Raw genomic sequence first — 23,416 nt, forward strand, 5'->3', positions numbered from 1 at the left:
CTTAAAGATGGTGGAAGTCCGGCACAATGACCAGCGTCTATTTAAATGCAAATATTTCTCAAATCAGTCAGCGGCAACCAGCGCCGGGCGTTCCTTGCGCAGTGACAGGGTGGCGCCAACTGAGGCGGTAATGATTGCGGCAATAGCCAGCCATTGCGCTACGGTCAGCACTTCGCCCAGGAACAGCAAGCCTGATAGTGCGCCGAACGCGGGTTCGATACTCATCAAGGTGCCGAAGGTCCGGGCGGGCATGCGTGTCAGGGCGACCATTTCCAGGCTGTAGGGCAGGGCCGTGGAGAGTATCGCAACGCCCAGGGCGATAGGCAGCAGTGATGGGGTGAGCAGCGCGCTACCGGCATGGGCTATGCCGATGGGGGCGACGAACAGCGCGGCAATCATCACGCCCAGGGCGGCGGTCTGGATGCCGTTCTCGGCACCGGCCTTTTGCCCATATAGAATGTACAGCGCCCAGCACACGCCGGCGCCCAGTGCGTAGCCTGCGCCAACCAGGTCGATGCCGGCGCTGGTCTGGCCGATCGGAATCAACAGCAGCAAACCAATTACCGCCAGGCCGATCCAGAGAAAATCCACGACCCGTCGCGACGCGTACAGGGCGACGGCTAGCGGGCCGGTAAACTCCAAGGCGACGGCAATGCCCAGTGGCACGGTGCGCAGCGACATATAGAAGAGGAAATTCATCCCGCCCAGGGCCATACCGTAGATGATCACGGTGCGCAGGGTGCTGGCACTGAGCCTGGCGCGCCAGGGGCGCAGCAGCAACAACATGATGATGCTGGCAAAGATCAGGCGCAGGGTGGTGGTGCCTTGTGCGCCCACTACCGGGAACATGCTCTTGGCCAGCGAGGCCCCGGACTGGATCGAGGCCATGGCGATCAGCAGCAAGCCAATAGGGAAGAGAGTGGCGGCCAGGCTGCGGGGTTGGCTATTCATTGCGGGAGGGCATTCCTTATATAGGTACTAGCGCGGGCAGACTATGATGCGCAAAGGCCCAATAATGAGCAATATACTGCTCATTATTCTTTTGTTCGGGGTTTTCTGAATTAACCCTTGACGTCCGATTTAATCTCTCTATAATTCGCCCCACTTCCGGCGCAGTCGGAACTGAAAACTCCTTGAGTTTCAAAGAGTTAGCGGTTCCAGGGTCATCCGGAGGGGCTTCGATCGAAAGATTGGCAGCGGTGAAAAAGGCAGTTGACAGCGGTTTGAAACGCTGTAGAATTCGCCTCCCGCTACGAGAGATTGCAGCGAGTCAAGTGTTTGAAGCGAAACGAAAAACTTCAAAATAAACGCTTGACAGGCTCTGAGGAAAGCGTAGAATGCGCGCCTCGGTTGAGACGAAAAGCTCTTAACCAACCGCTCTTTAACAACTGAATCAAGCAATTCGTGTGGGTGCTTGTGAGCTCAGACTGATAGTCAAAAAGATTATCAGCATCACAAGTGGCTACACGAAAATCGAAAGATTTGAAAGTAAGTCATTTGAGATTGCTGAGCCAAGTTTAGGGTTTTCTCAAAACCCAAGCAGTATTGAACTGAAGAGTTTGATCATGGCTCAGATTGAACGCTGGCGGCAGGCCTAACACATGCAAGTCGAGCGGATGAGAAGAGCTTGCTCTTCGATTCAGCGGCGGACGGGTGAGTAATACCTAGGAATCTGCCTGGTAGTGGGGGACAACGTTTCGAAAGGAACGCTAATACCGCATACGTCCTACGGGAGAAAGCAGGGGACCTTCGGGCCTTGCGCTATCAGATGAGCCTAGGTCGGATTAGCTAGTTGGTGAGGTAATGGCTCACCAAGGCGACGATCCGTAACTGGTCTGAGAGGATGATCAGTCACACTGGAACTGAGACACGGTCCAGACTCCTACGGGAGGCAGCAGTGGGGAATATTGGACAATGGGCGAAAGCCTGATCCAGCCATGCCGCGTGTGTGAAGAAGGTCTTCGGATTGTAAAGCACTTTAAGTTGGGAGGAAGGGTACTTACCTAATACGTGAGTATTTTGACGTTACCGACAGAATAAGCACCGGCTAACTCTGTGCCAGCAGCCGCGGTAATACAGAGGGTGCAAGCGTTAATCGGAATTACTGGGCGTAAAGCGCGCGTAGGTGGTTTGTTAAGTTGGATGTGAAATCCCCGGGCTCAACCTGGGAACTGCATCCAAAACTGGCAAGCTAGAGTAGGGCAGAGGGTGGTGGAATTTCCTGTGTAGCGGTGAAATGCGTAGATATAGGAAGGAACACCAGTGGCGAGAGGCGACCACCTGGGCTCATACTGACACTGAGGTGCGAAAGCGTGGGGAGCAAACAGGATTAGATACCCTGGTAGTCCACGCCGTAAACGATGTCAACTAGCCGTTGGAATCCTTGAGATTTTAGTGGCGCAGCTAACGCATTAAGTTGACCGCCTGGGGAGTACGGCCGCAAGGTTAAAACTCAAATGAATTGACGGGGGCCCGCACAAGCGGTGGAGCATGTGGTTTAATTCGAAGCAACGCGAAGAACCTTACCAGGCCTTGACATGCAGAGAACTTTCCAGAGATGGATTGGTGCCTTCGGGAACTCTGACACAGGTGCTGCATGGCTGTCGTCAGCTCGTGTCGTGAGATGTTGGGTTAAGTCCCGTAACGAGCGCAACCCTTGTCCTTAGTTACCAGCACGTTATGGTGGGCACTCTAAGGAGACTGCCGGTGACAAACCGGAGGAAGGTGGGGATGACGTCAAGTCATCATGGCCCTTACGGCCTGGGCTACACACGTGCTACAATGGTCGGTACAGAGGGTTGCCAAGCCGCGAGGTGGAGCTAATCTCACAAAACCGATCGTAGTCCGGATCGCAGTCTGCAACTCGACTGCGTGAAGTCGGAATCGCTAGTAATCGCGAATCAGAATGTCGCGGTGAATACGTTCCCGGGCCTTGTACACACCGCCCGTCACACCATGGGAGTGGGTTGCACCAGAAGTAGCTAGTCTAACCTTCGGGAGGACGGTTACCACGGTGTGATTCATGACTGGGGTGAAGTCGTAACAAGGTAGCCGTAGGGGAACCTGCGGCTGGATCACCTCCTTAATCGACAGACATCAGCTGTCTTATGAGCTCCCACACGAATTGCTTGATTCATTGAAGAAGACGATATCGGTAACAGCTCTTAACTGGGTCTGTAGCTCAGTTGGTTAGAGCGCACCCCTGATAAGGGTGAGGTCGGCAGTTCGAATCTGCCCAGACCCACCAGTTTCTTGTTGGGGCCATAGCTCAGCTGGGAGAGCGCCTGCCTTGCACGCAGGAGGTCAGCGGTTCGATCCCGCTTGGCTCCACCACCTTACGTCAAAGCTTAGAAATGAATATTCGTATCGAATATTGATTTCTGAACTTTTTCAGAATCGTTCTTTAAAAATTTGGGTATGTGATAGAAAGATAGACTGGACAGCACTTTCACTGGTGTGTGTTCAGGCTAAGGTAAAATTTGTGAGTAATTACAAGTTTTCGGCGAATGTTGTCTTCACAGTATAACCAGATTGCTTGGGGTTATATGGTCAAGTGAAGAAGCGCATACGGTGGATGCCTTGGCAGTCAGAGGCGATGAAAGACGTGGTAGCCTGCGATAAGCTTCGGGGAGTCGGCAAACAGACTTTGATCCGGAGATCTCTGAATGGGGGAACCCACTCAGCATAAGCTGAGTATCTTGTACTGAATACATAGGTGCAAGAGGCGAACCAGGGGAACTGAAACATCTAAGTACCCTGAGGAAAAGAAATCAACCGAGATTCCCTTAGTAGTGGCGAGCGAACGGGGACTAGCCCTTAAGTGGCTTTGAGATTAGCGGAACGCTCTGGAAAGTGCGGCCATAGTGGGTGATAGCCCTGTACGCGAAAATCTCTTAGTCATGAAATCGAGTAGGACGGAGCACGAGAAACTTTGTCTGAATATGGGGGGACCATCCTCCAAGGCTAAATACTACTGACTGACCGATAGTGAACCAGTACCGTGAGGGAAAGGCGAAAAGAACCCCGGAGAGGGGAGTGAAATAGATCCTGAAACCGTATGCGTACAAGCAGTGGGAGCCTACTTGTTAGGTGACTGCGTACCTTTTGTATAATGGGTCAGCGACTTATATTCAGTGGCGAGCTTAACCGAATAGGGGAGGCGTAGCGAAAGCGAGTCTTAATAGGGCGTTTAGTCGCTGGGTATAGACCCGAAACCGGGCGATCTATCCATGGGCAGGTTGAAGGTTAGGTAACACTGACTGGAGGACCGAACCGACTACCGTTGAAAAGTTAGCGGATGACCTGTGGATCGGAGTGAAAGGCTAATCAAGCTCGGAGATAGCTGGTTCTCCTCGAAAGCTATTTAGGTAGCGCCTCATGTATCACTGTAGGGGGTAGAGCACTGTTTCGGCTAGGGGGTCATCCCGACTTACCAAACCGATGCAAACTCCGAATACCTACAAGTGCCGAGCATGGGAGACACACGGCGGGTGCTAACGTCCGTCGTGAAAAGGGAAACAACCCAGACCGTCAGCTAAGGTCCCAAAGTTATGGTTAAGTGGGAAACGATGTGGGAAGGCTTAGACAGCTAGGAGGTTGGCTTAGAAGCAGCCACCCTTTAAAGAAAGCGTAATAGCTCACTAGTCGAGTCGGCCTGCGCGGAAGATGTAACGGGGCTCAAACCATACACCGAAGCTACGGGTATCACTTAGGTGATGCGGTAGAGGAGCGTTCTGTAAGCCTGTGAAGGTGAGTTGAGAAGCTTGCTGGAGGTATCAGAAGTGCGAATGCTGACATGAGTAACGACAATGGGAGTGAAAAACTCCCACGCCGAAAGACCAAGGTTTCCTGCGCAACGTTAATCGACGCAGGGTTAGTCGGTCCCTAAGGCGAGGCTGAAAAGCGTAGTCGATGGAAAACAGGTTAATATTCCTGTACTTCTGGTTATTGCGATGGAGGGACGGAGAAGGCTAGGCCAGCTTGGCGTTGGTTGTCCAAGTTTAAGGTGGTAGGCTGAGATCTTAGGTAAATCCGGGATCTTAAGGCCGAGAGCTGATGACGAGTTGCCATTAGGCGACGAAGTGGTTGATGCCATGCTTCCAAGAAAAGCTTCTAAGCTTCAGATAACCAGGAACCGTACCCCAAACCGACACAGGTGGTTGGGTAGAGAATACCAAGGCGCTTGAGAGAACTCGGGTGAAGGAACTAGGCAAAATGGCACCGTAACTTCGGGAGAAGGTGCGCCGGTGAGGGTGAAGGACTTGCTCCGTAAGCCCATGCCGGTCGAAGATACCAGGCCGCTGCGACTGTTTATTAAAAACACAGCACTCTGCAAACACGAAAGTGGACGTATAGGGTGTGACGCCTGCCCGGTGCCGGAAGGTTAATTGATGGGGTTAGCTAACGCGAAGCTCTTGATCGAAGCCCCGGTAAACGGCGGCCGTAACTATAACGGTCCTAAGGTAGCGAAATTCCTTGTCGGGTAAGTTCCGACCTGCACGAATGGCGTAACGATGGCGGCGCTGTCTCCACCCGAGACTCAGTGAAATTGAAATCGCTGTGAAGATGCAGTGTATCCGCGGCTAGACGGAAAGACCCCGTGAACCTTTACTATAGCTTTGCACTGGACTTTGAATTTGCTTGTGTAGGATAGGTGGGAGGCTTTGAAGCGTGGACGCCAGTTCGCGTGGAGCCATCCTTGAAATACCACCCTGGCAACTTTGAGGTTCTAACTCAGGTCCGTTATCCGGATCGAGGACAGTGTATGGTGGGTAGTTTGACTGGGGCGGTCTCCTCCTAAAGAGTAACGGAGGAGTACGAAGGTGCGCTCAGACCGGTCGGAAATCGGTCGTAGAGTATAAAGGCAAAAGCGCGCTTGACTGCGAGACAGACACGTCGAGCAGGTACGAAAGTAGGTCTTAGTGATCCGGTGGTTCTGTATGGAAGGGCCATCGCTCAACGGATAAAAGGTACTCCGGGGATAACAGGCTGATACCGCCCAAGAGTTCATATCGACGGCGGTGTTTGGCACCTCGATGTCGGCTCATCACATCCTGGGGCTGAAGCCGGTCCCAAGGGTATGGCTGTTCGCCATTTAAAGTGGTACGCGAGCTGGGTTTAGAACGTCGTGAGACAGTTCGGTCCCTATCTGCCGTGGACGTTTGAGATTTGAGAGGGGCTGCTCCTAGTACGAGAGGACCGGAGTGGACGAACCTCTGGTGTTCCGGTTGTCACGCCAGTGGCATTGCCGGGTAGCTATGTTCGGAAGAGATAACCGCTGAAAGCATCTAAGCGGGAAACTTGCCTCAAGATGAGATCTCACTGGAGCCTTGAGCTCCCTGAAGGGCCGTCGAAGACTACGACGTTGATAGGTTGGGTGTGTAAGCGCTGTGAGGCGTTGAGCTAACCAATACTAATTGCCCGTGAGGCTTGACCATATAACACCCAAGCAATTTGCGTCGAAGACCAGATTGCGGTGTTGTGAAGACTGCACAGCCGAAGATTTGTAACTCACAAACATCACATACCCGATTCGCTGGAGTGTCTGAACAAGACCTTCTGGCAACAGAATTTCTTGACGACCATAGAGCATTGGAACCACCTGATCCCATCCCGAACTCAGCAGTGAAACGATGCATCGCCGATGGTAGTGTGGGGTTTCCCCATGTGAGAGTAGGTCATCGTCAAGATTAAATTCCGAAACCCCTATCTGCATATGCAGGTAGGGGTTTTGTCTTTTCAGCGCCCAGCTGGATAAAATGCCAGCCAAAAAAAACCACCCCGCAGGGTGGTTTGTTCGCTTCCTTCGCCGACTCAGTCGCCGTAGTACTCGCAACCACTGGTGCAGGTCTCGTGAATGCGTACCTTGGACAGCTCTGGCAGCAGTGGCTTGACCTGGTCCCAGATCCACTTGGCGATCACTTCGCTGGTCGGATTCTCCAGGCCAGGAATGTCGTTCAGGTAGTTATGGTCCAGTTGTTCGTACAGCGGCTTGAAGATCGCCTTGATCTCGGAGAAGTCGCGGATCCAGCCGGTATGTGGATCGAGCGGGCCGGTCAGGTGCAGGGCAACCTTGAACGAATGGCCATGCAGGCGACCGCACTTGTGCCCTTCAGGCACGTGGGGCAGGCGGTGGGCCGATTCGAACGTAAACTCTTTGAAAATTTCCACGATATCTTGACTCTGTAAACCAATGCTGGCTGCCAGTTTACCAGCATGGTCACTTCAGTGGTTGCAGATGCGTGTGCAGCTTGCCGGTTTCTATCAGTTCGAGCAGCTCGTCGCCCAGGCGCTGGCTTTCAGCCATTGCCTTGTGCCAATAACGCTGACGGCTGCCCGCATCGCCCATGAAGCGCTTGAAATCGCTACGATCCGGCAGCTTGCCGTAGGGCAGGCTGGCCAGGTACTGCGGCGAAGGCGCAAGCAGCAGCACATTGCGCAAGCGCTGGGTATCCCCACGGCGCCACGGCAGGGCCTTGTCGAACCAGCCGGGGATGACCTTGTCGGTGAAGTGCGGATAGAGCACCAGGTCATCGCCGGCAAAAGGCAGGTCAAGGTGATAGTCCAGCAAGCCACCATCTCGATAGGTCCCCTGACCGACACCCGGAATATCGCGTACGCCTTGCATGACCATCGGGATCGACCCCGAGGCCAGCAGGCCATGGCGCAAATTGGCAACATCCAGTGGCAGGCAGCGCGAGGGGAAGTCCGTCAGTGGCTGCAATGGCGGAGCGCTGCGGGCGTCGTGCAAGATGATTCGCTCGAAGTGCCGCGACAGGCGTGCACGGCCAATCAGGTTGTCAGCGATGACCGATGACAGGCCCATGCCCAGGCGCCCGCGGTGATCGTCAGCAAGCAGGCCATGGCTTTTGACCACCATGATGTTCAGGCGGTAGCCCGGGCTTGCGAGTATCTGTGCGTCGCGGTTTTCGAGCAGTTCATCGAGCATGCGCTCGCAGCTGCGGCTGACTTCGGCCTGGGTCACGCCCTTGGCAAAGTCCTGTTCGGTGTACAGCTGGCCCAGGCGCTGCAGGGCCTGGGCGGGGTTGGGCAAGCAGGCGCTGGCAAAGCGCCAGGAGCCGATGGATGCGCCGATCAACGCCCGCTCACGAGGTGCGCTGGGCAACCAATGGCCGAACAACGCCAGGTCCAGGCCTTGTATGCCGAGGGCCTTGGGCCCCCCAGCTGCACCCGGCAGCACACCCACATCGGCAGCCTGTAATCCACGCTCGCGGATGCGCTGCAAGGCGCGATTGCCGGCCTTGAGCGTCAGCGCCGGGTACTTGATATGGATTGCACTCATACGGGCCTCGCTGTCTTGAGCCGGTAATTATAAAGAACAGCGCTCCGGAAGTGGGGCAGGGCTGCGCTATCATGTCGCCAGTTGTTTTCAGCTTCAATTAAGTTCGGTTGGGTACTCTAGGCCCCGTAGAAACATTTTTGATCTCAACGGAGAGACACCATGAAAACTTTGACTGCCCTGTTCGCCACTGCTGCCCTTGCCCTGAGCGCCAACGTTGCAATGGCTAAAGATGTACAGCCTGACGAGGTCGTAAAACTGGTCAACGCCAAGACCATCAAGTCTCTGGACGAACTCAAGGCCGCCGCAGTAGCCAAGCACCCAGGCGCAACCGTCACCGATTCCGAGCTGGAAGACGAGTACGGCCGCTACATCTACAAGGTCGAACTGCGTGACGCTCAGAATGTCGAGTGGGATGTCGACATGGATGCCAAGACCGGTGAAATCCTCAAGGATGCCCGGGATAACTAATGACCGTTCGATCGCGAACAGCACAGACACTTCTCATCGCGCTGTTGGCCCTCTGCTCGCTGGCTTCGGCCCGCGACCTCGATCAGGATGAAGCCCTGCAATTGCGTCAGCAGGGCGTGATCCTGCCGCTTGAGCAACTGCTGCAGTCCGCCCTGGGGCGTTACCCCGGGGCGAAACTGCTGGAAGCGGAGCTGGAAGAGAAACACGACAGGTATGAGTACGAGGTCGAATTGCTGACCCCTGAAGGCGTGGTACGCGAGATCAAGCTCGACGCTACCAATGGAGCGCTGCTCAAAGACGAGGAAGATGACTGATGCGCCTGTTACTGGTCGAGGACAACGTGCCGCTGGCGGATGAACTGACCCAGAGCCTGCAACGCCAGGGCTATGCGCTCGACTGGCTGGCCGACGGCAGGGATGCGGTCTACCAGGGCAGCAGCGAACCCTATGACCTGATTATTCTCGACCTCGGCTTGCCTGGCTTGCCGGGGCTTGAGGTGCTGGCCCAGTGGCGGGCATCGGGGCTGGTGACACCGGTGCTGATCCTCACCGCGCGCGGCTCGTGGGCCGAGCGTATCGAGGGGCTCAAGGCCGGTGCCGATGATTACCTGAGCAAGCCGTTTCATCCAGAAGAGCTGCAGCTGCGCATCCAGTCGCTGCTACGCCGTGCCCGCGGCCTGGCCAACCAGCCGACCCTTGAAGCCGCCGGCCTGCAGCTGGACGAAGGCCGCCAGTGCGTCACCCGCGCCGGCGTCGACATCCAGCTCACCGCTGCCGAGTTTCGCCTGTTGCGCTACTTCATGTTGCACCCGCAACAGATCCTGTCGAAAAGCCACCTCGCCGAACACCTCTACGACGGTGAGACCGAGCGCGATTCCAACGTTCTCGAAGTGCACGTCAATCACCTGCGCCGCAAGCTCGGCCGTAGCGTGATCGAAACCCGCCGTGGCCAGGGTTATCGCTATGCCGGGAGCTGCGAGTGAAGTCGATTCAGGCACGCCTGAGCCTTGGCCTGATTGCGGTATTGGTGCTGGTCGGGCTGGCCTTGGCGCAGATCAGCCTGTGGCTGTTCGAGGCTGGCCTGCAGCGCTACCTGGAGACCGGTCTGCGCAAGGAGAGCGAAAACCTGCTGGTGGCCCTGGTACGCGGCCAGACCGGCCTTGAACTGGATGAGCGGCGAATTTCCTCGGCCTATAAGCGGCCGTTTTCCGGCTATTACTTTCGCATCGATTTTGACGGCGGCAACTGGCGCTCGCGTTCGTTGTGGGACATGGACATGCCGGCGCCGCAATCCCCGGGGCTGCACGCCGGCCTGGAGCTGGGGCCGGAAGGCCAGCAACTGCTGGTGCTGCGGGCCGATTACCGGCGCCTGGGCCAGGCGATTTCCATCAGCGTGGCCCAGGACTATACCCCGGTGCGCGATGGCTTCAGGCGCATGCAGCAGATCGGCCTGGGGCTGGGTCTGGTCGCACTGTTGTTGATCCTGGTACTGCAACGCATCACCGTGACCCGCTCGCTGCGGCCGCTGGAGCGCGCCCGCGAACAGATCGCCCAACTGCAGCAAGGCCAGCGTTCGCAGCTCGATACCCAGGTGCCTACCGAGCTTGAGCCCCTGGTCGCACAGATCAACCACTTGCTGGCCCACACCGAAGACAGCCTGCGTCGTTCACGCAATGCCCTGGGCAACCTCGGGCATGCGCTGAAGACGCCGTTGGCGGTGCTGCTTAGCCTGGCCTCCAGCGAACGCCTCAAAGACTTGCCGCAAGTCCGTGCCCAGTTGCGCGACCAGCTCGAGCAGATCCAGCAGCGCCTGAGCCGTGAGCTCAATCGCGCGCGGCTGGCTGGCGATGCGTTGCCGGGCGCGCAGTTTGATTGCGATGCCGAGCTGCCCGGGCTGCTGTCGACCCTGGGCATGATCCATGGCGAAGGCCTGGAGTTGAGCAAGCAGGTGCCGCCCGGTTTGCTCCTGCCCTGGGACCGCGAAGACCTGCTCGAACTGCTGGGTAACCTGCTGGACAATGCCTGCAAATGGGCCGACAGCGAGGTGCAGTTGAGCATCGAAGAACAGCCGCAACGCTATTGCCTGTGGATCGATGATGACGGCCCCGGCATTCCGCAGGCGGCTCGTGAACAAGTGCTTGAGCGCGGTACCCGGCTTGACGAGCAGGTCGATGGCCACGGCCTGGGCCTGGGCATCGTGCGCGATATCGTCGAAGCCTGGGGCGGGCAGATGCGTCTGCTTGAGAGTCCGCTGGGTGGCTTGCGGGTCAGCATCGAGCTGCCGCGCAGGGTCAGATAGCATCGCGGGGCAAGTCGGATCGCGATGAGGCCCGCAAATTCTAACCGCGCCGCGGTTGCCCATACGCCTGACTAATCCGGTCAATCACCATCGCCAGCGCCACAATCGCCAACCCGGCCTCCACCCCTTTGCCGACATTGAGCGTCTGAATTCCTGCCAGCACATCCTCGCCCAAGCCGCGCGCGCCAATCATCGAGGCGACCACCACCATCGACAGCGCCATCATCACCGACTGGTTGAGCCCGGCCATGATGCTCGGCAGCGCCAGCGGCAGTTGCACCCGCTGCAGCCGCTGCCAGCGACTGGCGCCCAGGCCGTGGGCCGCCTGGGTCAGGCTCGGGTCGATCTGGCTCAGGCCCAGTTCGGTCAGGCGGATCAACGGCGGCAGGGCGTAGATCAAGGTGGCGAAGATCGCCGGTACCTTGCCCAGGCCGAACAGCATCAGCACCGGGATCAGGTAGACGAAGCTGGGCAGCGTTTGCATGACATCGAGCACCGGCATCAGCAGCTTGCGCGCCAACGGTCGGCTGGCCAGGAGGATGCCGAGCGGGACGCCGATCAATACGCACAGGCCGGTGCTCACCAGCACCAGTGCGCAGGTCTGCAGGAGCTTGTCCCACAGGCCGACCACGCCGATCAGAAACAACAGGCCGCTGAGCACCAGGGCGCGGGTGATGCTGCGGCTGGCGTGCCAGGTCATCAGCGCGACAATCACCAGCAACAGCCACCAGGGCGCCAGGCGCAGCAGGTTCTCGAGGCCAACCAGCACCTGCAGCAAGCCATCGGAAACGTTGCGCAGCTGGTCGCCGTAAGCCAGCACCAACCAATCGACAAAACGGTTAACGGCATCGGCAAAGGAGTAGTGCAGCGCTTCGGGAAAACCTCCACTCACAGGCTGGCCTCGACCTTGCGCGCCACTTCGACGGGTAGCCAGGCTTTCCAGATACCAGGGTAATCGCGCATGAACCTGAGCGCGGCATCCTTGGGTGACTCGCGCTTTTCGCTCATCTGCGCCAGGGTCTTGTTCAGGGTATCGATGGGCAGGTCGACCTTGGCGAAGAACTCGACCAGTTCGGGATAGTCCTTTTTGAATGGCGCCGAAACACCAATCGACAATTTCGCCGGCAGTGAGCGCGTGCCTTGTGGGTTGGGGTTGCTGGCATCGGTCAGGGTCTTCCAGGCCTGGGCATCGAAAGCGGGTTCTTCCAGGCGCACCAGTTCGTAGCGGCCCATCAGCGGGGTAGGGCTCCAGTAGTAGAACAACACAGGCTTGCCGCGGCGGATCGCCGAGGTGATTTCAGCATCGAGCGCCGCGCCCGAGCCACTGCGAAAGTTCACGTAGTCCTGGTCCAGCCCGTAGGCCTTGAGCTTCTGGCTGTTGACGGTCTCGGAGGTCCAGCCGCTGGGGCTGTTGAGGAAGCGGCCCTTGTCGGGGGACTCAGGGTCCTTGAACACGGCCTTGTACTGTTTGAGGTCGGCCACCGAGCGCAGCTTTGGCGCCAGATCCTTGATCACGTAGGCCGGCACATACCAGCCCTCATCGGCGTTCTTCACCGTATCGCCGATGCTGAACACCTGGCCGGCCTGCTCGGCCTTGATCCAGGCCGGGCTGCGGCCGGCCCATTCCTCACCGATGACCTGGATGTCGTTGCGCGCCAGCGCCACTTCCATGCTCACGGTGCTGCCGGGCAGGATATCGGTGGGGTAGCCGTAGCCTTTTTCGACAATCAGCCGCAGGATTTCGGTGGTGAGGCTGCCGCTTTCCCAGGTGATGTCGCCAAAGCGAATGGGCGTGGATTTATCGGCGGCGTCGCTTGAGGTGACCAGGCCCAGCGCCAGGAAGGCGCTGGCCAGCAAGGTGGTGATCGGCTTCATTGTGCCTCGCTCGCAGGGTAGGGAGTCCGGCAAGTGTAGTAGACCGATCGCGGGGCAAGCCCGCTCCTACAGATGAATAGGAGCAGGCTTGCCCCGTGAAGTTTTCACACCCGGAACTGATCCATCAGCCCCTGCTGCTGGTTGGCCAGGCTGTTGAGCGACTGGCTGACCCGCGCCGATTCGTTGGCCTGTTCCGACAGCGATTCGGTGACATCACGAATGGTCGCCACGTTGCTGTTGATTTCTTCGGCCACCGCGCTCTGTTCTTCGGCGGCGCTGGCGATCTGCAGGTTCATGTCGCTGATCACCGTGACCGCATTGCCGATCTGCTGCAGGGCGGTGACTGCCTGGCCGACCTGTTCGACGCTGCCCTGGGCCTGGCGATGGCTGCTGTCCATGGCGCCGACCACGTCGCGGGTACCGGCTTGCAGCTGTTCGATGACCTGGCGGGTTTCTTCTACCGACTCCTGGGTCCGGCGCGCCAGGTTGCGCACCTCGTCGGCAACCACGGCAAAACCACGGCCGGCTTCACCGGCACGCGCGGCCTCGATGGCGGCGTTGAGGGCCAGCAGGTTGGTCTGCTCGGCAATCGAGCGGATTACTTCCAGCACCGAACCGATCTTCTCGCTGTTCTCGGCCAGGCCCTCGACCTGGCTCATGGCGGTGCTCATGTCGGCAGCCAGGGTGTCGATGCTGCTGGTGGTACGGTCGATCACCGCCAGGCCCTGGCGGGTCGCCTGGTCGGCGTCGCGGGCGGCCTGGGCGGCTTGCGCAGCGCTGCGGGCGACGTCCTGGGCGGTGGCGCTCATCTCATGGGAAGCGGTGGCCACCTGGTCGACCTGGCGATACTGCTGCTCCATGCCGGCGCTGGTCTGGGTGGCGATGGCCGAAGACTGGTCGGCGGTATCGCGGGCGGCCTGGACCGAGCGCTTGACCTCGGCAATGGTCGGTTGCAGCTTGTCGAGAAAACGGTTGAACCAGCCGGCCAGTTCGCCCAGTTCGTCGCGCTTGTCGTAGGTCAGGCGCCGGGTCAGGTCGCCTTCGCCGCTGGCGATGTCCTTGAGCATCGCCGCCACGCCAAGGATCGGCCGGGTCACGGTGCGCGCCATCAACCAGATCAGCAACAAGCCGACGATGGCCGCCAGCAGGCCCAGGCCCAATTCCATCAGGGTGCCGCTGGTGTTGCGCTGGTCGAGCTCTTGCTTGAGGGCTTCGGCCGGGCCGGTCAGGGCGCTTTCCGGCACGTCGAGCAGCACGCCCCAGGGCTTGCCGCCAGGTATTGGCGCAAACGAGGCCAGCACTTTCAGGCGCTGATTGTGGTGGATGCTGTGCAGCGGCGTGCTGTCGCCGAGCAGGCGGATCAGTTCGGCGCCTTTTTCGCTATCGACCTGGTCAAAGCGCTGGGCCAGCTTGCTGGCGTCCGGGCTGTAGCCGGCCAGCAGGCCCACGGGGCTGAGGATGCCGACCTGGGTCTGGCCCTGGTAGAGGTTGCGGCTGGCCTGTTGGCTCATGGCCTGCAGGCTGTTGAGATTGATGTCGATGGACAGGGTGGCGATGACTTTGTCGGCCGCCTTCAGCGGGAACACGATGCTGGTCATCAGCACCTGCTGGCCGTTGATCTCATAGAAGTAGGGCTCGATCACACAGACCTTGCCGGTGGTGCGCGGGCATACCGACCAGGTGTTGGCCGGCTCGCCGCTGGGGCCGATGCTGGTGTCATTCATGTCGCGTTCGGGCAGCGCCATCGAGGTCAGCTGGCCCGGGGTCGGTTGCGACCAGTACAGGGCGAAGCGGCCTTTCTCGTTGCTGCCCAGGTCTTTCTGGTCGACGAACAACGCGTCCTTGTTGTCCAGCGCGTTGGGCTCGAACACCAGCGACAGGCCGAGCAGCTCGGGGTTGGCCTGCAGGGCCGCGCGCACCTGGCGGGTCATGTCTTCGCGCAGGTCGAAGGCATCGAGGAAGCGTTTTTCGGCCTGCTCGCGCAAAAACAGCACCTGGCGCGAGAAGCCGGCGCCGTACTGGTAGGCGTCCATGAACTGGCGACGGATGTTCAGTGCCTGGACTTCACCCTGGGATTCAATGCGCCCCTGGGCCGCTTCGGTGAGCATCTGCATGCTGCTGGCCTTGACCAGTTGCGTGCTGTGCTCCATGCGATACAGCGAGAGTCCCACCAGCAGGGTGACGATGCCGGCCAGGCACAGGCCGGCCAGCAGGGTGATCTTCCACTGAATGGAAAGTTGTCTGAACGACATGGCGAAGTCCTTTGATCCTGAAAGATTGAGGCTGCCGACTATGTCGGCCGCGATGCCGTTTTCTTTATTCAAACGTTCAATTGAAATGCGTCGTTTTCGTCTATTCAAGCGACACGTTGTCGCAGGTCGCCAAGGCCTTTTTTTGACAAGTGCGGGGGGCTGCTTCAAAGTGTGCGCCCTCCCATAAAAATACCTGTCGTTCGGCCACTGCTCGCGGGCAGTCTGTCGCCGGATCGGTCGCTTTTTGTCTGGTTTCTAGAGGTTACAGAATGAATGCAGTAATTGCCGCGGTCGGCATCATGCTGATATTGAGCCTGTCCCGTGTGCATGTGGTGATTGCCCTGATCATCGGCGCCCTGGCCGGTGGCCTGGTGGGTGGTCTGGGCATCGAAGGCACGCTCAAGGCGTTCAATGGCGGGCTGGGTGGCGGTGCTACGGTGGCGTTGTCGTACGCCTTGCTCGGCGCCTTCGCCGTGGCCATCGCCAAGTCGGGCATGGCCCACGCCCTGGCCGACCGCGCCCTGGCCATGGTCGATCGCCAAGGCCATGGCGAAGGCGGCAAGGTCAAGTGGTTACTGATCGGCCTGCTGCTGGTGGTGGCGATTTCCTCGCAGAACATCCTGCCCATCCACATTGCCTTCATTCCGTTGCTGGTGCCGCCCCTGCTGTACGTGCTGACCAAGCTGCAGATCGACCGGCGCCTGGTGGCCTGTGTGATGACCTTCGGCCTGATCACCCCGTACATGTTCCTGCCAGTGGGTTTCGGCAATATCTTTCTCAATGAAATCCTTCTGGCCAACGTCAGCCGCAGCGGTGTGGATGTCAGCGGCGTCAACGTTACCCATGCCATGGCCATCCCGGCTGCGGGCATGCTCTTCGGCTTGCTGGTGGCGGTGTTCATCAGCTACCGCAAAAAGCGTGTGTACAACCTGGAGAAAATCGAACAGGTCGAGCAGGTGGCAGTCAGCTACAACCCGCTGACCCTGCTGGTAGCGGGCGTTGCCATTGCGGCGGCGTTCATCATCCAGCTGTGGCTGGACTCGATGATTATCGGTGCCATGGCCGGCTTTCTGATCTTCTCGGTGTCGGGCATCGTGCGCTGGAAAGACACCGACGACCTGTTTACCGAAGGCATGAAGATGATGGCCATGATCGGCTTCATCATGATCGCCGCTTCGGGCTTTGCCGAGGTGATGAAGGCCACCGGTGAGGTCAAGACCCTGGTCGAGACCTCGGCGTCCTGGATCAACCACAGCAAGGGCGTCGGCGCACTGCTGATGCTGCTGGTGGGCCTGCTGGTGACCATGGGCATCGGCTCGTCGTTCTCCACCGTGCCGATCCTGGCAGCGATCTTCGTGCCGCTGTGCGTACAGCTGGGCTTTGATCCTGTGGCCACGGTGTGCATCGTCGGTACCGCCGGTGCCCTGGGCGATGCCGGATCACCTGCCTCGGACTCGACCCTGGGGCCGACCTCGGGGCTGAACGTCGACGGCCAGCATCATCATATCTGGGACACTGTGGTACCGACTTTCATCCACTACAACCTGCCGTTGCTGGCGTTCGGTTGGCTGGCGGCGATGATGCTCTAGGGCAGGGCGAGGGCTGAGCGCAAGGCTCAGCCTTTGGCGGGCGGCGGCGAGATGCGGTTGAGCACCATGTTGCCGTTCTTGTTCTGGGTCAGGTACACCGGCAGCACCTTGGGCAGGGTGCTGACCAGGCGCTTGATCTCGCTGGTGTTGTAGATGCCGCTGATGCGGATGCTGCCGGTACCGGTATCGGCCAGCAGCAGCGGTTTTTCCAGGTAGCGGTTGATCATCGGCAGGGCCTGGGCCAGGCTCTGGTTGTCGAGGATCAGCTTGCCCGTACGCCAGGCCAGGCTGTTGTCCTGGTTGGCGGTCTGGTCCAGACGTGGCTCATAGTCGCCGGCCTTGTAGCTGGCCTGCATGCCCGGGCCAAGACGATAGCTGCTGTCGCTGGCGTTGCCGTCACTGCTGACCAGCACCGAGCCTTCGACCAGGGTGACTTTGACCTGGTCATCGTACTTCCACACGTTGAACTGGGTGCCGGTGACCCGCGTCCAGCCATTGGCCGCGTGCACCACGAACGGGTGCTGGCTGTCGTGACGGACCTTGAAGAACGCCTCGCCCCTGACCAGGGTTACCCGGCGCTCATCCTTGTAGTTGGTGAAGCGCAGTTCGGTATTGAGGTTGAGTTCGACTTCACTGCCATCACTGAGCACTACGCGATTGACCCGCTCGCCGGTCTCCAGGGACTGGTATCTATTGGGCAGCCAGCCTTGTTCCCAACCGATCCAGGCGCCGGCTGGCAGGGCGACCAGGGCGATGGCTGCGGCGCTGGCCAACCGTTGCCATTGGCTGCGCTGCGGTCGAGGCAGCGCTACGACGTTGTCCGGGAAACTGCGTGGCAAGTGATCGGCGGTTTGCCAGATCTCGACCATCGCCTGATATTCCTGCAGGTGCAGCGGGTGGGCTTTCAGCCATTGCTCGAACGCGCGTCGCTCGGCGGCGGTACAGTCTTCAGCTTGCAGGCGCAGGCACCACTGTGCGGCGGCATCGGTGATGGCATCGTGTTCGGCGTCGCTGAGACTGGTGTGGTTCATTGAAACTCCCGGTTTTGTCCATTCTACCTTGCAGGGTAGGCGGGCGAGAACCGAGATAATGGCGAATGACTATCAGTTGTAAGATTTTTTACCGTCAAAACCCCGTAAAACCGCGGATCTGACAATGATTACCTACAAAATCACAGACGAAAGGTAGGCCTGCGCCACTGAGCAGCGGCGCAGGTTGTTTTCAGAACTGCGCGGCATCCAGCTCGAACAATGGAGCACTGCCGGCGCGAATGCTCGCGTGCAGCGACAGGGTGCGTGGCAGCAGGCGTTCGAAAAAGAACCCGGCGCTGGCCAACTTGGCACCGTAGAAGGCAGGGTCCTGAACCAGCGCATCGCGGGCGACCGCAGCCATGCGTGACCACATGTAGGCGTAGGCAACGTAGCCGAACAGCTGCAGGTACTCCACAGAGGCCGCGCCGATGGCATTCGGGTCGTGGCGCGCTTGCTCGCACAGCCACTGGCTGATGTTTTCAAGCCGGGCCAGGGCCTCGAGCAATGGTTGACGAAACGGCGGTTCGCTTTCGCTGAACTGGCGAATCTGCGCGGCAAAGGCCGCCAGCGCCTGGCCGCCATCGGCCACCACCTTGCGCCCGAGCAGGTCCAGGGCCTGGATACCGTTGGTGCCTTCGTAGATCTGCGCGATGCGCACATCCCGCACCAGTTGCTCCTGGCCCCATTCGCGAATGTAGCCGTGGCCGCCGAACACCTGCTGGCCGAGCACGCAGCTTTCCAGGCCGTTGTCGGTGAAAAAGGCCTTGGCCACCGGCGTCAGCAAGGCCACCTGGCGTTGCGCCGCGTTGCGTTCATCGGCGTCTTCGGCGTACTTGGCGATATCCAGTTGCTGGCCGACATAGGTGGCGAAGGCGCGCCCGCCTTCGGTGAGGGCGCGCATGGTCAGCAACATGCGCCGCACATCCGGGTGGACGATGATCGGGTCGGCAATCTGCTGCTTGTTCTGGGCGCCGCTGGCCGCGCGGCTTTGCAGGCGCTCACGGGCGTAGCGGGCGGCATTCTGGTACGAGGCCTCGGCGCAGCCAATGCCCTGGATGCCAATCGACAGGCGCTCGTAATTCATCATCGTGAACATCGCCGCCAGGCCGCGATTGGGTTCACCGATCAGGTAGCCGCTGGCGCCGTCGAAGTTCATCACGCAGGTGGCCGAGGCCTTGATGCCCATTTTGTGCTCGAGCGAACCGCAGCTCACCGCGTTGCTGGCGCCCAGGCTGCCGTCGGCATTGACCAGGCGCTTGGGCACCAGGAACAGCGAGATGCCCTTGGGCCCGGCCGGCGCATTCGGCAGCTTGGCCAGCACCAGGTGGATGATGTTCTCGGTCAGGTCCTGGTCGCCGCCGGTGATGAAAATTTTGGTGCCGCTGACCTTGTAGCTGCCATCGGCCTGGGGCTCGGCCTTGCTGCGAATGATCCCCAGGTCAGTGCCGGCATGGGGTTCGGTCAGGCACATGGTGCCGGCCCATTGGCCGCTGTACAGCGCCGGCAGGTAACTGGCCTTGAGTGCTTCGCTGGCGTGGGCGTCGATCGCCAGGCAGCAGCCGGCGCTCAGGGCCGAGTACAGGCTGAAGCTGCAGTTGGCGGCATAGAGCATTTCTTCGAACTGCACCGCGAGCATCTTCGGCATGCCCAGGCCGCCAAACTCAGGATTACCGGCCAGGCCCACCCAGCCACCGTCGCGGTAGGTTTGCCAGGCCTGGCGAAAGCCGTCCGGGGTGCGCACGCCACCGGCCTCGAAGGCCACGCCCTGTTCATCGCCGCTGCGGTTGAGCGGGGCAATCAGCTGGCTGGTGATTTTTGCCGCCTCTTCGAGGATGGCATCGGCGGTGTCGGCATCGACCCGCTCGGCCAGGGTCGGCAGGCGCGCCCACAGCGCCGGGCCATGGAACACTTCATGAAGGACAAAGCGCATGTCGCGCAGGGGAGCATTGAATTCAGGCATGGCAGTTCTCGCTGTCAAAGGGGGTCAGAGCGCCTTGGCCCAGTCGCGCAACAGGTACTTCTGGATCTTGCCGGTGGAGGTCTTCGGCAACTCGCTGAATACCACGGTCTTCGGTAGCTTGAAGCCGGCCAGGTGCTCGCGGCAAAAGGCGATGATCTCGGCTTCGCGGGTGGCCTCGCAGCCGGCCTTGAGGGTGATGTAGGCGCAAGGGGTTTCACCCCACTTTTCATCCGGGCGGGCGACCACGGCGGCTTCGAGGACTGCCGGGTGTTTGTACAGGGTGTCTTCGACTTCAATGGTAGAGATGTTCTCGCCACCGGAAATGATGATGTCCTTGAGCCGGTCCTTGATCTCGACGTAACCGTCGGCATGCCAAACGGCCAGGTCGCCGGTGTGGAACCAGCCGCCTCGGAAGGCCTCGCTGGTGGCTTCGGGGTTTTTCAGGTAGCCCTTCATTACCGTGTTGCCGCGCATGAAGATCTCGCCCAGGGTGTTGCCGTCGCGTTGCACCGGCTCCAGGGTTTGCGGGTCGGCGACCATCAGGCCTTCGAGGGTCGGGTAACGCACGCCCTGGCGCGATTTGATCCGCGCCCGTTCAGCCAGCGGTTGCTCATCCCACTCGGCGTGCCAGGCGCAGACGGTCACCGGGCCATAGACTTCGGTCAGGCCATAGACGTGGGTGACCTTGATGCCCATTTCTTCCACCGCACCAATGACCTTGGCCGGTGGCGCCGCACCGGCAACCATGGCATTGACCGGGTGATCGATCGCTGCCTTGGCCGACTCGGGCATGTTGATCAGCGCATTGAGCACGATCGGCGCGCCGCACAGGTGGCTGACCTGGTGCTCGCGGATCAGGGTAAGAATCTTCTGCGGGTCGACCCGGCGCAGGAACACATGAGTGCCGGCCAGGGCGGTGACGGTCCAGGGGTAGCACCAGCCGTTGCAGTGGAACATCGGCAACGTCCACAGGTACACCGGATGGTTGCCCATGGCCCAGGTCATCTGGTTGCCCAGGGCATTGAGGTAGGCGCCGCGGTGGTGGTAGACCACGCCCTTGGGATTGCCGGTGGTACCGGAGGTGTAGTTCAGCGAGATCGCCTGCCATTCGTCCTCGGGCCAGTGCCAGGCGAACTCGGGGTCGCCTTCAGCCAGAAACGCCTCGTAGTCGAGGTCGCTGACCGCCTGGCCTTCGCCGTATTCCGGGTCATCGACATCGATCACCAGCGGCGGGTATTTCATCAGCGCCAGGGCCGCTTCGATGACCTTGTGAAATTCGCGGTCAGTGATCAGCACCTTGGCTTCGCCGTGCTCGAGCATGAAGGCAATCGCTTCGGCATCCAGGCGCACGTTGAGGGCGTTGAGCACGGCGCCGATCATCGGCACGCCAAAGTGCGCTTCAAGCATGGCCGGAATGTTCGGCAGCATCACCGCCACCGTATCGCCCTGGCCGATACCGCGCCCGGCCAGGGCGCTGGCCAGGCGGCGCGAACGTTCATAGGTCTGTTGCCAGTTACGGCGGATCGCGCCATGAATCACTGCCGGGTACTGGCCATAGACGGCGGCGGTACGCTCGATGAAACTCAAGGGGCTCAAGGCAACATGATTGACAGGGGCGGGCGCCAGGCCCTGGGAGAAAATCGACATGAGGTCGTCCTGTGCAGGAGGCAGCCGCCCATTGGCGAACTGAAACCCCCGATGGCTGATTGTTAGCTCTGTTCAGGTGTCGTGAAGGGCAGGCCCTTCCGCTGTCGCAAGTTTTACGCGAATGGCTATGGTAACTGGAAGATAGACTATAGCAATATGGTATAAATACTATAAAAGCCCAGAGGCACCGTTTTTGGATACTTCGTTTTCCCTGCTGCTGGCCAAGGACCCGCAACCGAGCCTGTTGCTGGATGCCGAGGCTCGTCTGCTGACCAGCAATCCAGCCTTGCAGGCCTTGATGGGCCCCGAGCGTGACGTCGAGCGCTGGCTACCGAGCAACTACCGGGCCCTGGTACGCGCTTGCCTGGAGCAGGGGCGGGCGATCAGCGAGGTCGAGGCGCAGGTGGCCGGGCAGATTCTGCTCTGGACCTTCATCCCCGATGACGCCGGCCAGCAAGTGCTGGCGCGTTGCCGCGACGCCACCCCGGAGCGCCAGGGCGAGCGCGACGCCAGCCAGGCCCGGCGCCTGTACCGGTTGATCACCGAGAACACCACCGACCTGATTTCCCGGCACACGCCCGATGGCCGCTTTATCGATGCTTCGCCTGCCGCCTTGCGCCTGCTCGGTTACTGGCCAGAGGAGCTGCGCGGGGTGCCGGTGCAGTCGCTGTTTCACCCGCAGGATCGCCGGCAAGCGCTGTTGCAGGCGTCCCAGGCGCTGGAGCAGGACGGCTACCAGACCATGACCTGGCGGGTGCGCCACCGTGATGGCCGTTACCTTTGGTTCGAGATCGCCAGCCGCGCCATCCGCGAAACCTACACTGGCGCGGTGGTGGAAATTGTCAGCGTCTCGCGCGACATCAGCGTGCGCATCGAGGCCCAGGAAAACCGCCGGCGCCTGGCCGAGGTGGTCGAAGCCAACACTGACCTGGTGCTGTTCAGCGACCGCGACGGCCGCCTCAGCTACCTCAACCGTTCGGCGCGCCGGGCCCTGGGGCTGCAGGAGGTCGAGCCGCTGCCCGGCTTGCAGGCCTTGCTCGACCCAGCGCTGCAGCAACGCCTGCACAGCGAAGGCTGGCAGCGCGCCGAGCAGCAGGGCGTGTGGCAGGCCGAGGCGCGGCTGGTGCCGCATCAGGGCGGCGCGGCGTTCCCGGTATCGCTGGTGCTGCTGGCCCATCGCGCTGCCGGTGGCGAGCGCTACTACTCGCTGGTGGCCCGCGACATGACCGAGCGGGAACTGCGCGAAAACCAGCAGCGCCGCCATCAGGACGAACTGGCCCACAGCGCCCGGTTGATCACCCTCGGTGAACTGGCCTCGGGGATCGCCCATGAAATCAACCAGCCGCTGGCGGCGGTGGTCAATTACGCCAGCGCCAGCCTGCGCTACCTGCAAGCTGTTGAGCGCGACCCGCAGGCGGCGCAACGGGTCGCCCAGGGCTTGCAGCGCATCAACGAACAGGCGACCCATGCCGCCGAGGTGATCAAGCGCTTGCGCGCCTTCCTGCGCAAGGAACCGCGGCGCTTGCAGGCCCTGGCGATTGCCGATGTCGTGGCCGAAGCGGTGCGCCTGTGCGACTGGGAAGCCAGCCGCGACCAGGTGAGCATCGAGCAGCGCGTGGTCGCCGGGCTGCCCGCGGTGTACGCCGACCGGGTGCTGCTCGAACAGGTACTGCTCAACCTGTTGCGCAACGCCATCGATGCCAATCGCGAACAGCACAACGGCCGGGCCTCGGGTATCCTGCTCAGCGCCAAGCTTGAGGCCGGTTGGCTGGCGATCCGCGTCAGCGACCAGGGCCCGGGGGTGGCGGCCGAGCGCCTGGACGGTATCTTCACGCCGTTCAACACCAGCAAGGCGGACGGCCTGGGGCTGGGCTTGAGCATGAGCCGCAGTATCATCGAAGGTTTTGGTGGCACCTTGCAGGCCCAGCCTGGTGAGGCGGGCGGATTGATCTTGTGCTGCCGGCTGGCGCCGGTGGCCAACAGTGGGGAGTGAT

The 23,416-nt window shown here is 60.3% G+C and carries 15 protein-coding genes, 2 tRNA genes, 3 rRNA genes and 1 pseudogene; 11 read left to right on the forward strand and 10 right to left on the reverse strand.

Annotated elements, in window-relative coordinates; all coding sequences use genetic code 11:
* Positions 1-63 precede the first annotated feature (63 nt).
* Complete coding sequence (rhtA, locus tag ACZ9A3_RS06025) at positions 64-951, reverse strand: threonine/homoserine exporter RhtA (RefSeq protein WP_045202035.1); 888 nt, start codon at positions 949-951, stop codon at positions 64-66.
* A 596-nt stretch (positions 952-1,547) separates the two neighbouring features.
* Here rhtA and ACZ9A3_RS06030 point away from each other — a divergent pair.
* The 5 genes from ACZ9A3_RS06030 (at position 1,548) to rrf (ending at position 6,689) form a co-directional block, all read left to right on the forward strand.
* Positions 1,548-3,085, forward strand: a 16S ribosomal RNA gene (locus ACZ9A3_RS06030).
* An 85-nt stretch (positions 3,086-3,170) separates the two neighbouring features.
* Positions 3,171-3,247, forward strand: a tRNA-Ile gene (locus ACZ9A3_RS06035).
* A gap of 10 nt (positions 3,248-3,257) precedes the next feature.
* Positions 3,258-3,333: transfer RNA gene (locus tag ACZ9A3_RS06040), tRNA-Ala, on the forward strand.
* 214 nt (positions 3,334-3,547) lie between these two features.
* Positions 3,548-6,437 (forward strand): 23S ribosomal RNA (locus tag ACZ9A3_RS06045).
* A gap of 136 nt (positions 6,438-6,573) precedes the next feature.
* A 5S ribosomal RNA gene (gene rrf, locus ACZ9A3_RS06050) occupies positions 6,574-6,689 on the forward strand.
* The 16S, 23S and 5S rRNA genes sit together here with 2 tRNA genes alongside, the layout of an rRNA operon.
* Before the next feature lie 124 nt (positions 6,690-6,813).
* On the opposite strand, the gene queD is transcribed toward rrf, so the two are convergent.
* Positions 6,814-7,170: a 6-carboxytetrahydropterin synthase QueD gene (gene queD / locus ACZ9A3_RS06055; RefSeq protein ID WP_010226613.1), complete on the reverse strand. Its 357-nt coding sequence runs from the start codon at positions 7,168-7,170 to the stop codon at positions 6,814-6,816.
* Positions 7,171-7,219: 49 nt separating this feature from the next.
* On the reverse strand, positions 7,220-8,302 hold the full coding sequence (locus ACZ9A3_RS06060) for a patatin-like phospholipase domain-containing protein (protein ID WP_476252229.1): 1,083 nt from the start codon (positions 8,300-8,302) through the stop codon (positions 7,220-7,222).
* A gap of 159 nt (positions 8,303-8,461) precedes the next feature.
* Here ACZ9A3_RS06060 and ACZ9A3_RS06065 point away from each other — a divergent pair, with 159 nt between their 5' ends.
* Genes ACZ9A3_RS06065 through ACZ9A3_RS06080 form a run of 4 tightly spaced genes read left to right on the forward strand, consistent with a single transcriptional unit; the run spans position 8,462 to position 11,068 of the window.
* Positions 8,462-8,770 (forward strand): PepSY domain-containing protein, encoded by a 309-nt coding sequence (locus ACZ9A3_RS06065; protein WP_093385069.1) that lies wholly within the window; start codon positions 8,462-8,464, stop codon positions 8,768-8,770.
* The gene (locus ACZ9A3_RS06070) at positions 8,770-9,084 is read left to right on the forward strand and encodes a PepSY domain-containing protein (RefSeq protein ID WP_093385064.1); all 315 of its coding nucleotides are present in this window, start codon (positions 8,770-8,772) and stop codon (positions 9,082-9,084) included. The genes ACZ9A3_RS06065 and ACZ9A3_RS06070 overlap by 1 nt, the downstream gene beginning before the upstream one ends.
* Positions 9,084-9,752: a response regulator transcription factor gene (locus ACZ9A3_RS06075; RefSeq protein ID WP_045201340.1), complete on the forward strand. Its 669-nt coding sequence runs from the start codon at positions 9,084-9,086 to the stop codon at positions 9,750-9,752. The genes ACZ9A3_RS06070 and ACZ9A3_RS06075 overlap by 1 nt, the downstream gene beginning before the upstream one ends.
* Positions 9,749-11,068, forward strand: a complete 1,320-nt coding sequence (locus tag ACZ9A3_RS06080) for a sensor histidine kinase (RefSeq protein ID WP_476252230.1) — start codon at positions 9,749-9,751, stop codon at positions 11,066-11,068. Before ACZ9A3_RS06075 ends, ACZ9A3_RS06080 begins: the two co-directional genes overlap by 4 nt.
* Before the next feature lie 40 nt (positions 11,069-11,108).
* Here the strand turns inward: ACZ9A3_RS06080 and ACZ9A3_RS06085 are convergent, their stop codons facing one another.
* The 4 genes and pseudogenes from ACZ9A3_RS06085 to ACZ9A3_RS06100 all read right to left on the reverse strand — a co-directional run.
* Entirely contained in the window at positions 11,109-11,960 is an 852-nt protein-coding gene (locus ACZ9A3_RS06085; protein ID WP_476252231.1) for an ABC transporter permease, read from the reverse strand.
* The gene (locus ACZ9A3_RS06090) at positions 11,957-12,943 is read right to left on the reverse strand and encodes an ABC transporter substrate-binding protein (RefSeq protein ID WP_476252232.1); all 987 of its coding nucleotides are present in this window, start codon (positions 12,941-12,943) and stop codon (positions 11,957-11,959) included. The genes ACZ9A3_RS06085 and ACZ9A3_RS06090 overlap by 4 nt, the downstream gene beginning before the upstream one ends.
* A gap of 104 nt (positions 12,944-13,047) precedes the next feature.
* Complete coding sequence (locus ACZ9A3_RS06095; RefSeq protein ID WP_371128684.1) at positions 13,048-13,803, reverse strand: methyl-accepting chemotaxis protein; 756 nt, start codon at positions 13,801-13,803, stop codon at positions 13,048-13,050.
* A 102-nt stretch (positions 13,804-13,905) separates the two neighbouring features.
* Positions 13,906-15,195 (reverse strand): annotated as a pseudogene (locus ACZ9A3_RS06100) (cache domain-containing protein); the annotation flags it as partial.
* 269 nt (positions 15,196-15,464) lie between these two features.
* On the opposite strand from ACZ9A3_RS06100, the gene ACZ9A3_RS06105 reads away from it, so the two are divergent.
* A complete protein-coding gene (locus ACZ9A3_RS06105) occupies positions 15,465-16,784 on the forward strand; it encodes a Na+/H+ antiporter family protein (RefSeq protein WP_045201345.1) in 1,320 nt (439 codons plus the stop codon).
* Positions 16,785-16,810: 26 nt separating this feature from the next.
* Here ACZ9A3_RS06105 and ACZ9A3_RS06110 read toward each other — a convergent pair whose 3' ends face one another.
* From ACZ9A3_RS06110 to ACZ9A3_RS06120, 3 genes are all read right to left on the reverse strand, one after another.
* Positions 16,811-17,815: a FecR family protein gene (locus tag ACZ9A3_RS06110; RefSeq protein ID WP_093385040.1), complete on the reverse strand. Its 1,005-nt coding sequence runs from the start codon at positions 17,813-17,815 to the stop codon at positions 16,811-16,813.
* 190 nt (positions 17,816-18,005) lie between these two features.
* On the reverse strand, positions 18,006-19,775 hold the full coding sequence (locus ACZ9A3_RS06115; RefSeq protein WP_476252233.1) for an acyl-CoA dehydrogenase C-terminal domain-containing protein: 1,770 nt from the start codon (positions 19,773-19,775) through the stop codon (positions 18,006-18,008).
* 24 nt (positions 19,776-19,799) lie between these two features.
* A complete protein-coding gene (locus ACZ9A3_RS06120; protein WP_045201348.1) occupies positions 19,800-21,422 on the reverse strand; it encodes an acyl-CoA synthetase in 1,623 nt (540 codons plus the stop codon).
* A gap of 193 nt (positions 21,423-21,615) precedes the next feature.
* Here ACZ9A3_RS06120 and ACZ9A3_RS06125 point away from each other — a divergent pair, with 193 nt between their 5' ends.
* Positions 21,616-23,415, forward strand: a complete 1,800-nt coding sequence (locus ACZ9A3_RS06125; RefSeq protein ID WP_283817137.1) for a PAS domain-containing sensor histidine kinase — start codon at positions 21,616-21,618, stop codon at positions 23,413-23,415.
* Position 23,416 lies beyond the last annotated feature (1 nt).

Source organism: Pseudomonas sp. TE4620 (assembly GCF_056279045.1).

Coding starts and splice junctions, on each gene's coding strand:
- rhtA (WP_045202035.1), bottom strand. CDS start 951: ATGAATAGCCAACCCCGCAGCCTGGCCGCCACTCTCTTCCCTATTGGC.
- ACZ9A3_RS06060 (WP_476252229.1), bottom strand. CDS start 8,302: ATGAGTGCAATCCATATCAAGTACCCGGCGCTGACGCTCAAGGCCGGC.
- ACZ9A3_RS06065 (WP_093385069.1), top strand. CDS start 8,462: ATGAAAACTTTGACTGCCCTGTTCGCCACTGCTGCCCTTGCCCTGAGC.
- ACZ9A3_RS06070 (WP_093385064.1), top strand. CDS start 8,770: ATGACCGTTCGATCGCGAACAGCACAGACACTTCTCATCGCGCTGTTG.
- ACZ9A3_RS06075 (WP_045201340.1), top strand. CDS start 9,084: ATGCGCCTGTTACTGGTCGAGGACAACGTGCCGCTGGCGGATGAACTG.
- ACZ9A3_RS06090 (WP_476252232.1), bottom strand. CDS start 12,943: ATGAAGCCGATCACCACCTTGCTGGCCAGCGCCTTCCTGGCGCTGGGC.
- ACZ9A3_RS06095 (WP_371128684.1), bottom strand. CDS start 13,803: ATGGAGCAGCAGTATCGCCAGGTCGACCAGGTGGCCACCGCTTCCCAT.
- ACZ9A3_RS06105 (WP_045201345.1), top strand. CDS start 15,465: ATGAATGCAGTAATTGCCGCGGTCGGCATCATGCTGATATTGAGCCTG.
- ACZ9A3_RS06110 (WP_093385040.1), bottom strand. CDS start 17,815: ATGAACCACACCAGTCTCAGCGACGCCGAACACGATGCCATCACCGAT.
- ACZ9A3_RS06115 (WP_476252233.1), bottom strand. CDS start 19,775: ATGCCTGAATTCAATGCTCCCCTGCGCGACATGCGCTTTGTCCTTCAT.
- ACZ9A3_RS06120 (WP_045201348.1), bottom strand. CDS start 21,422: ATGTCGATTTTCTCCCAGGGCCTGGCGCCCGCCCCTGTCAATCATGTT.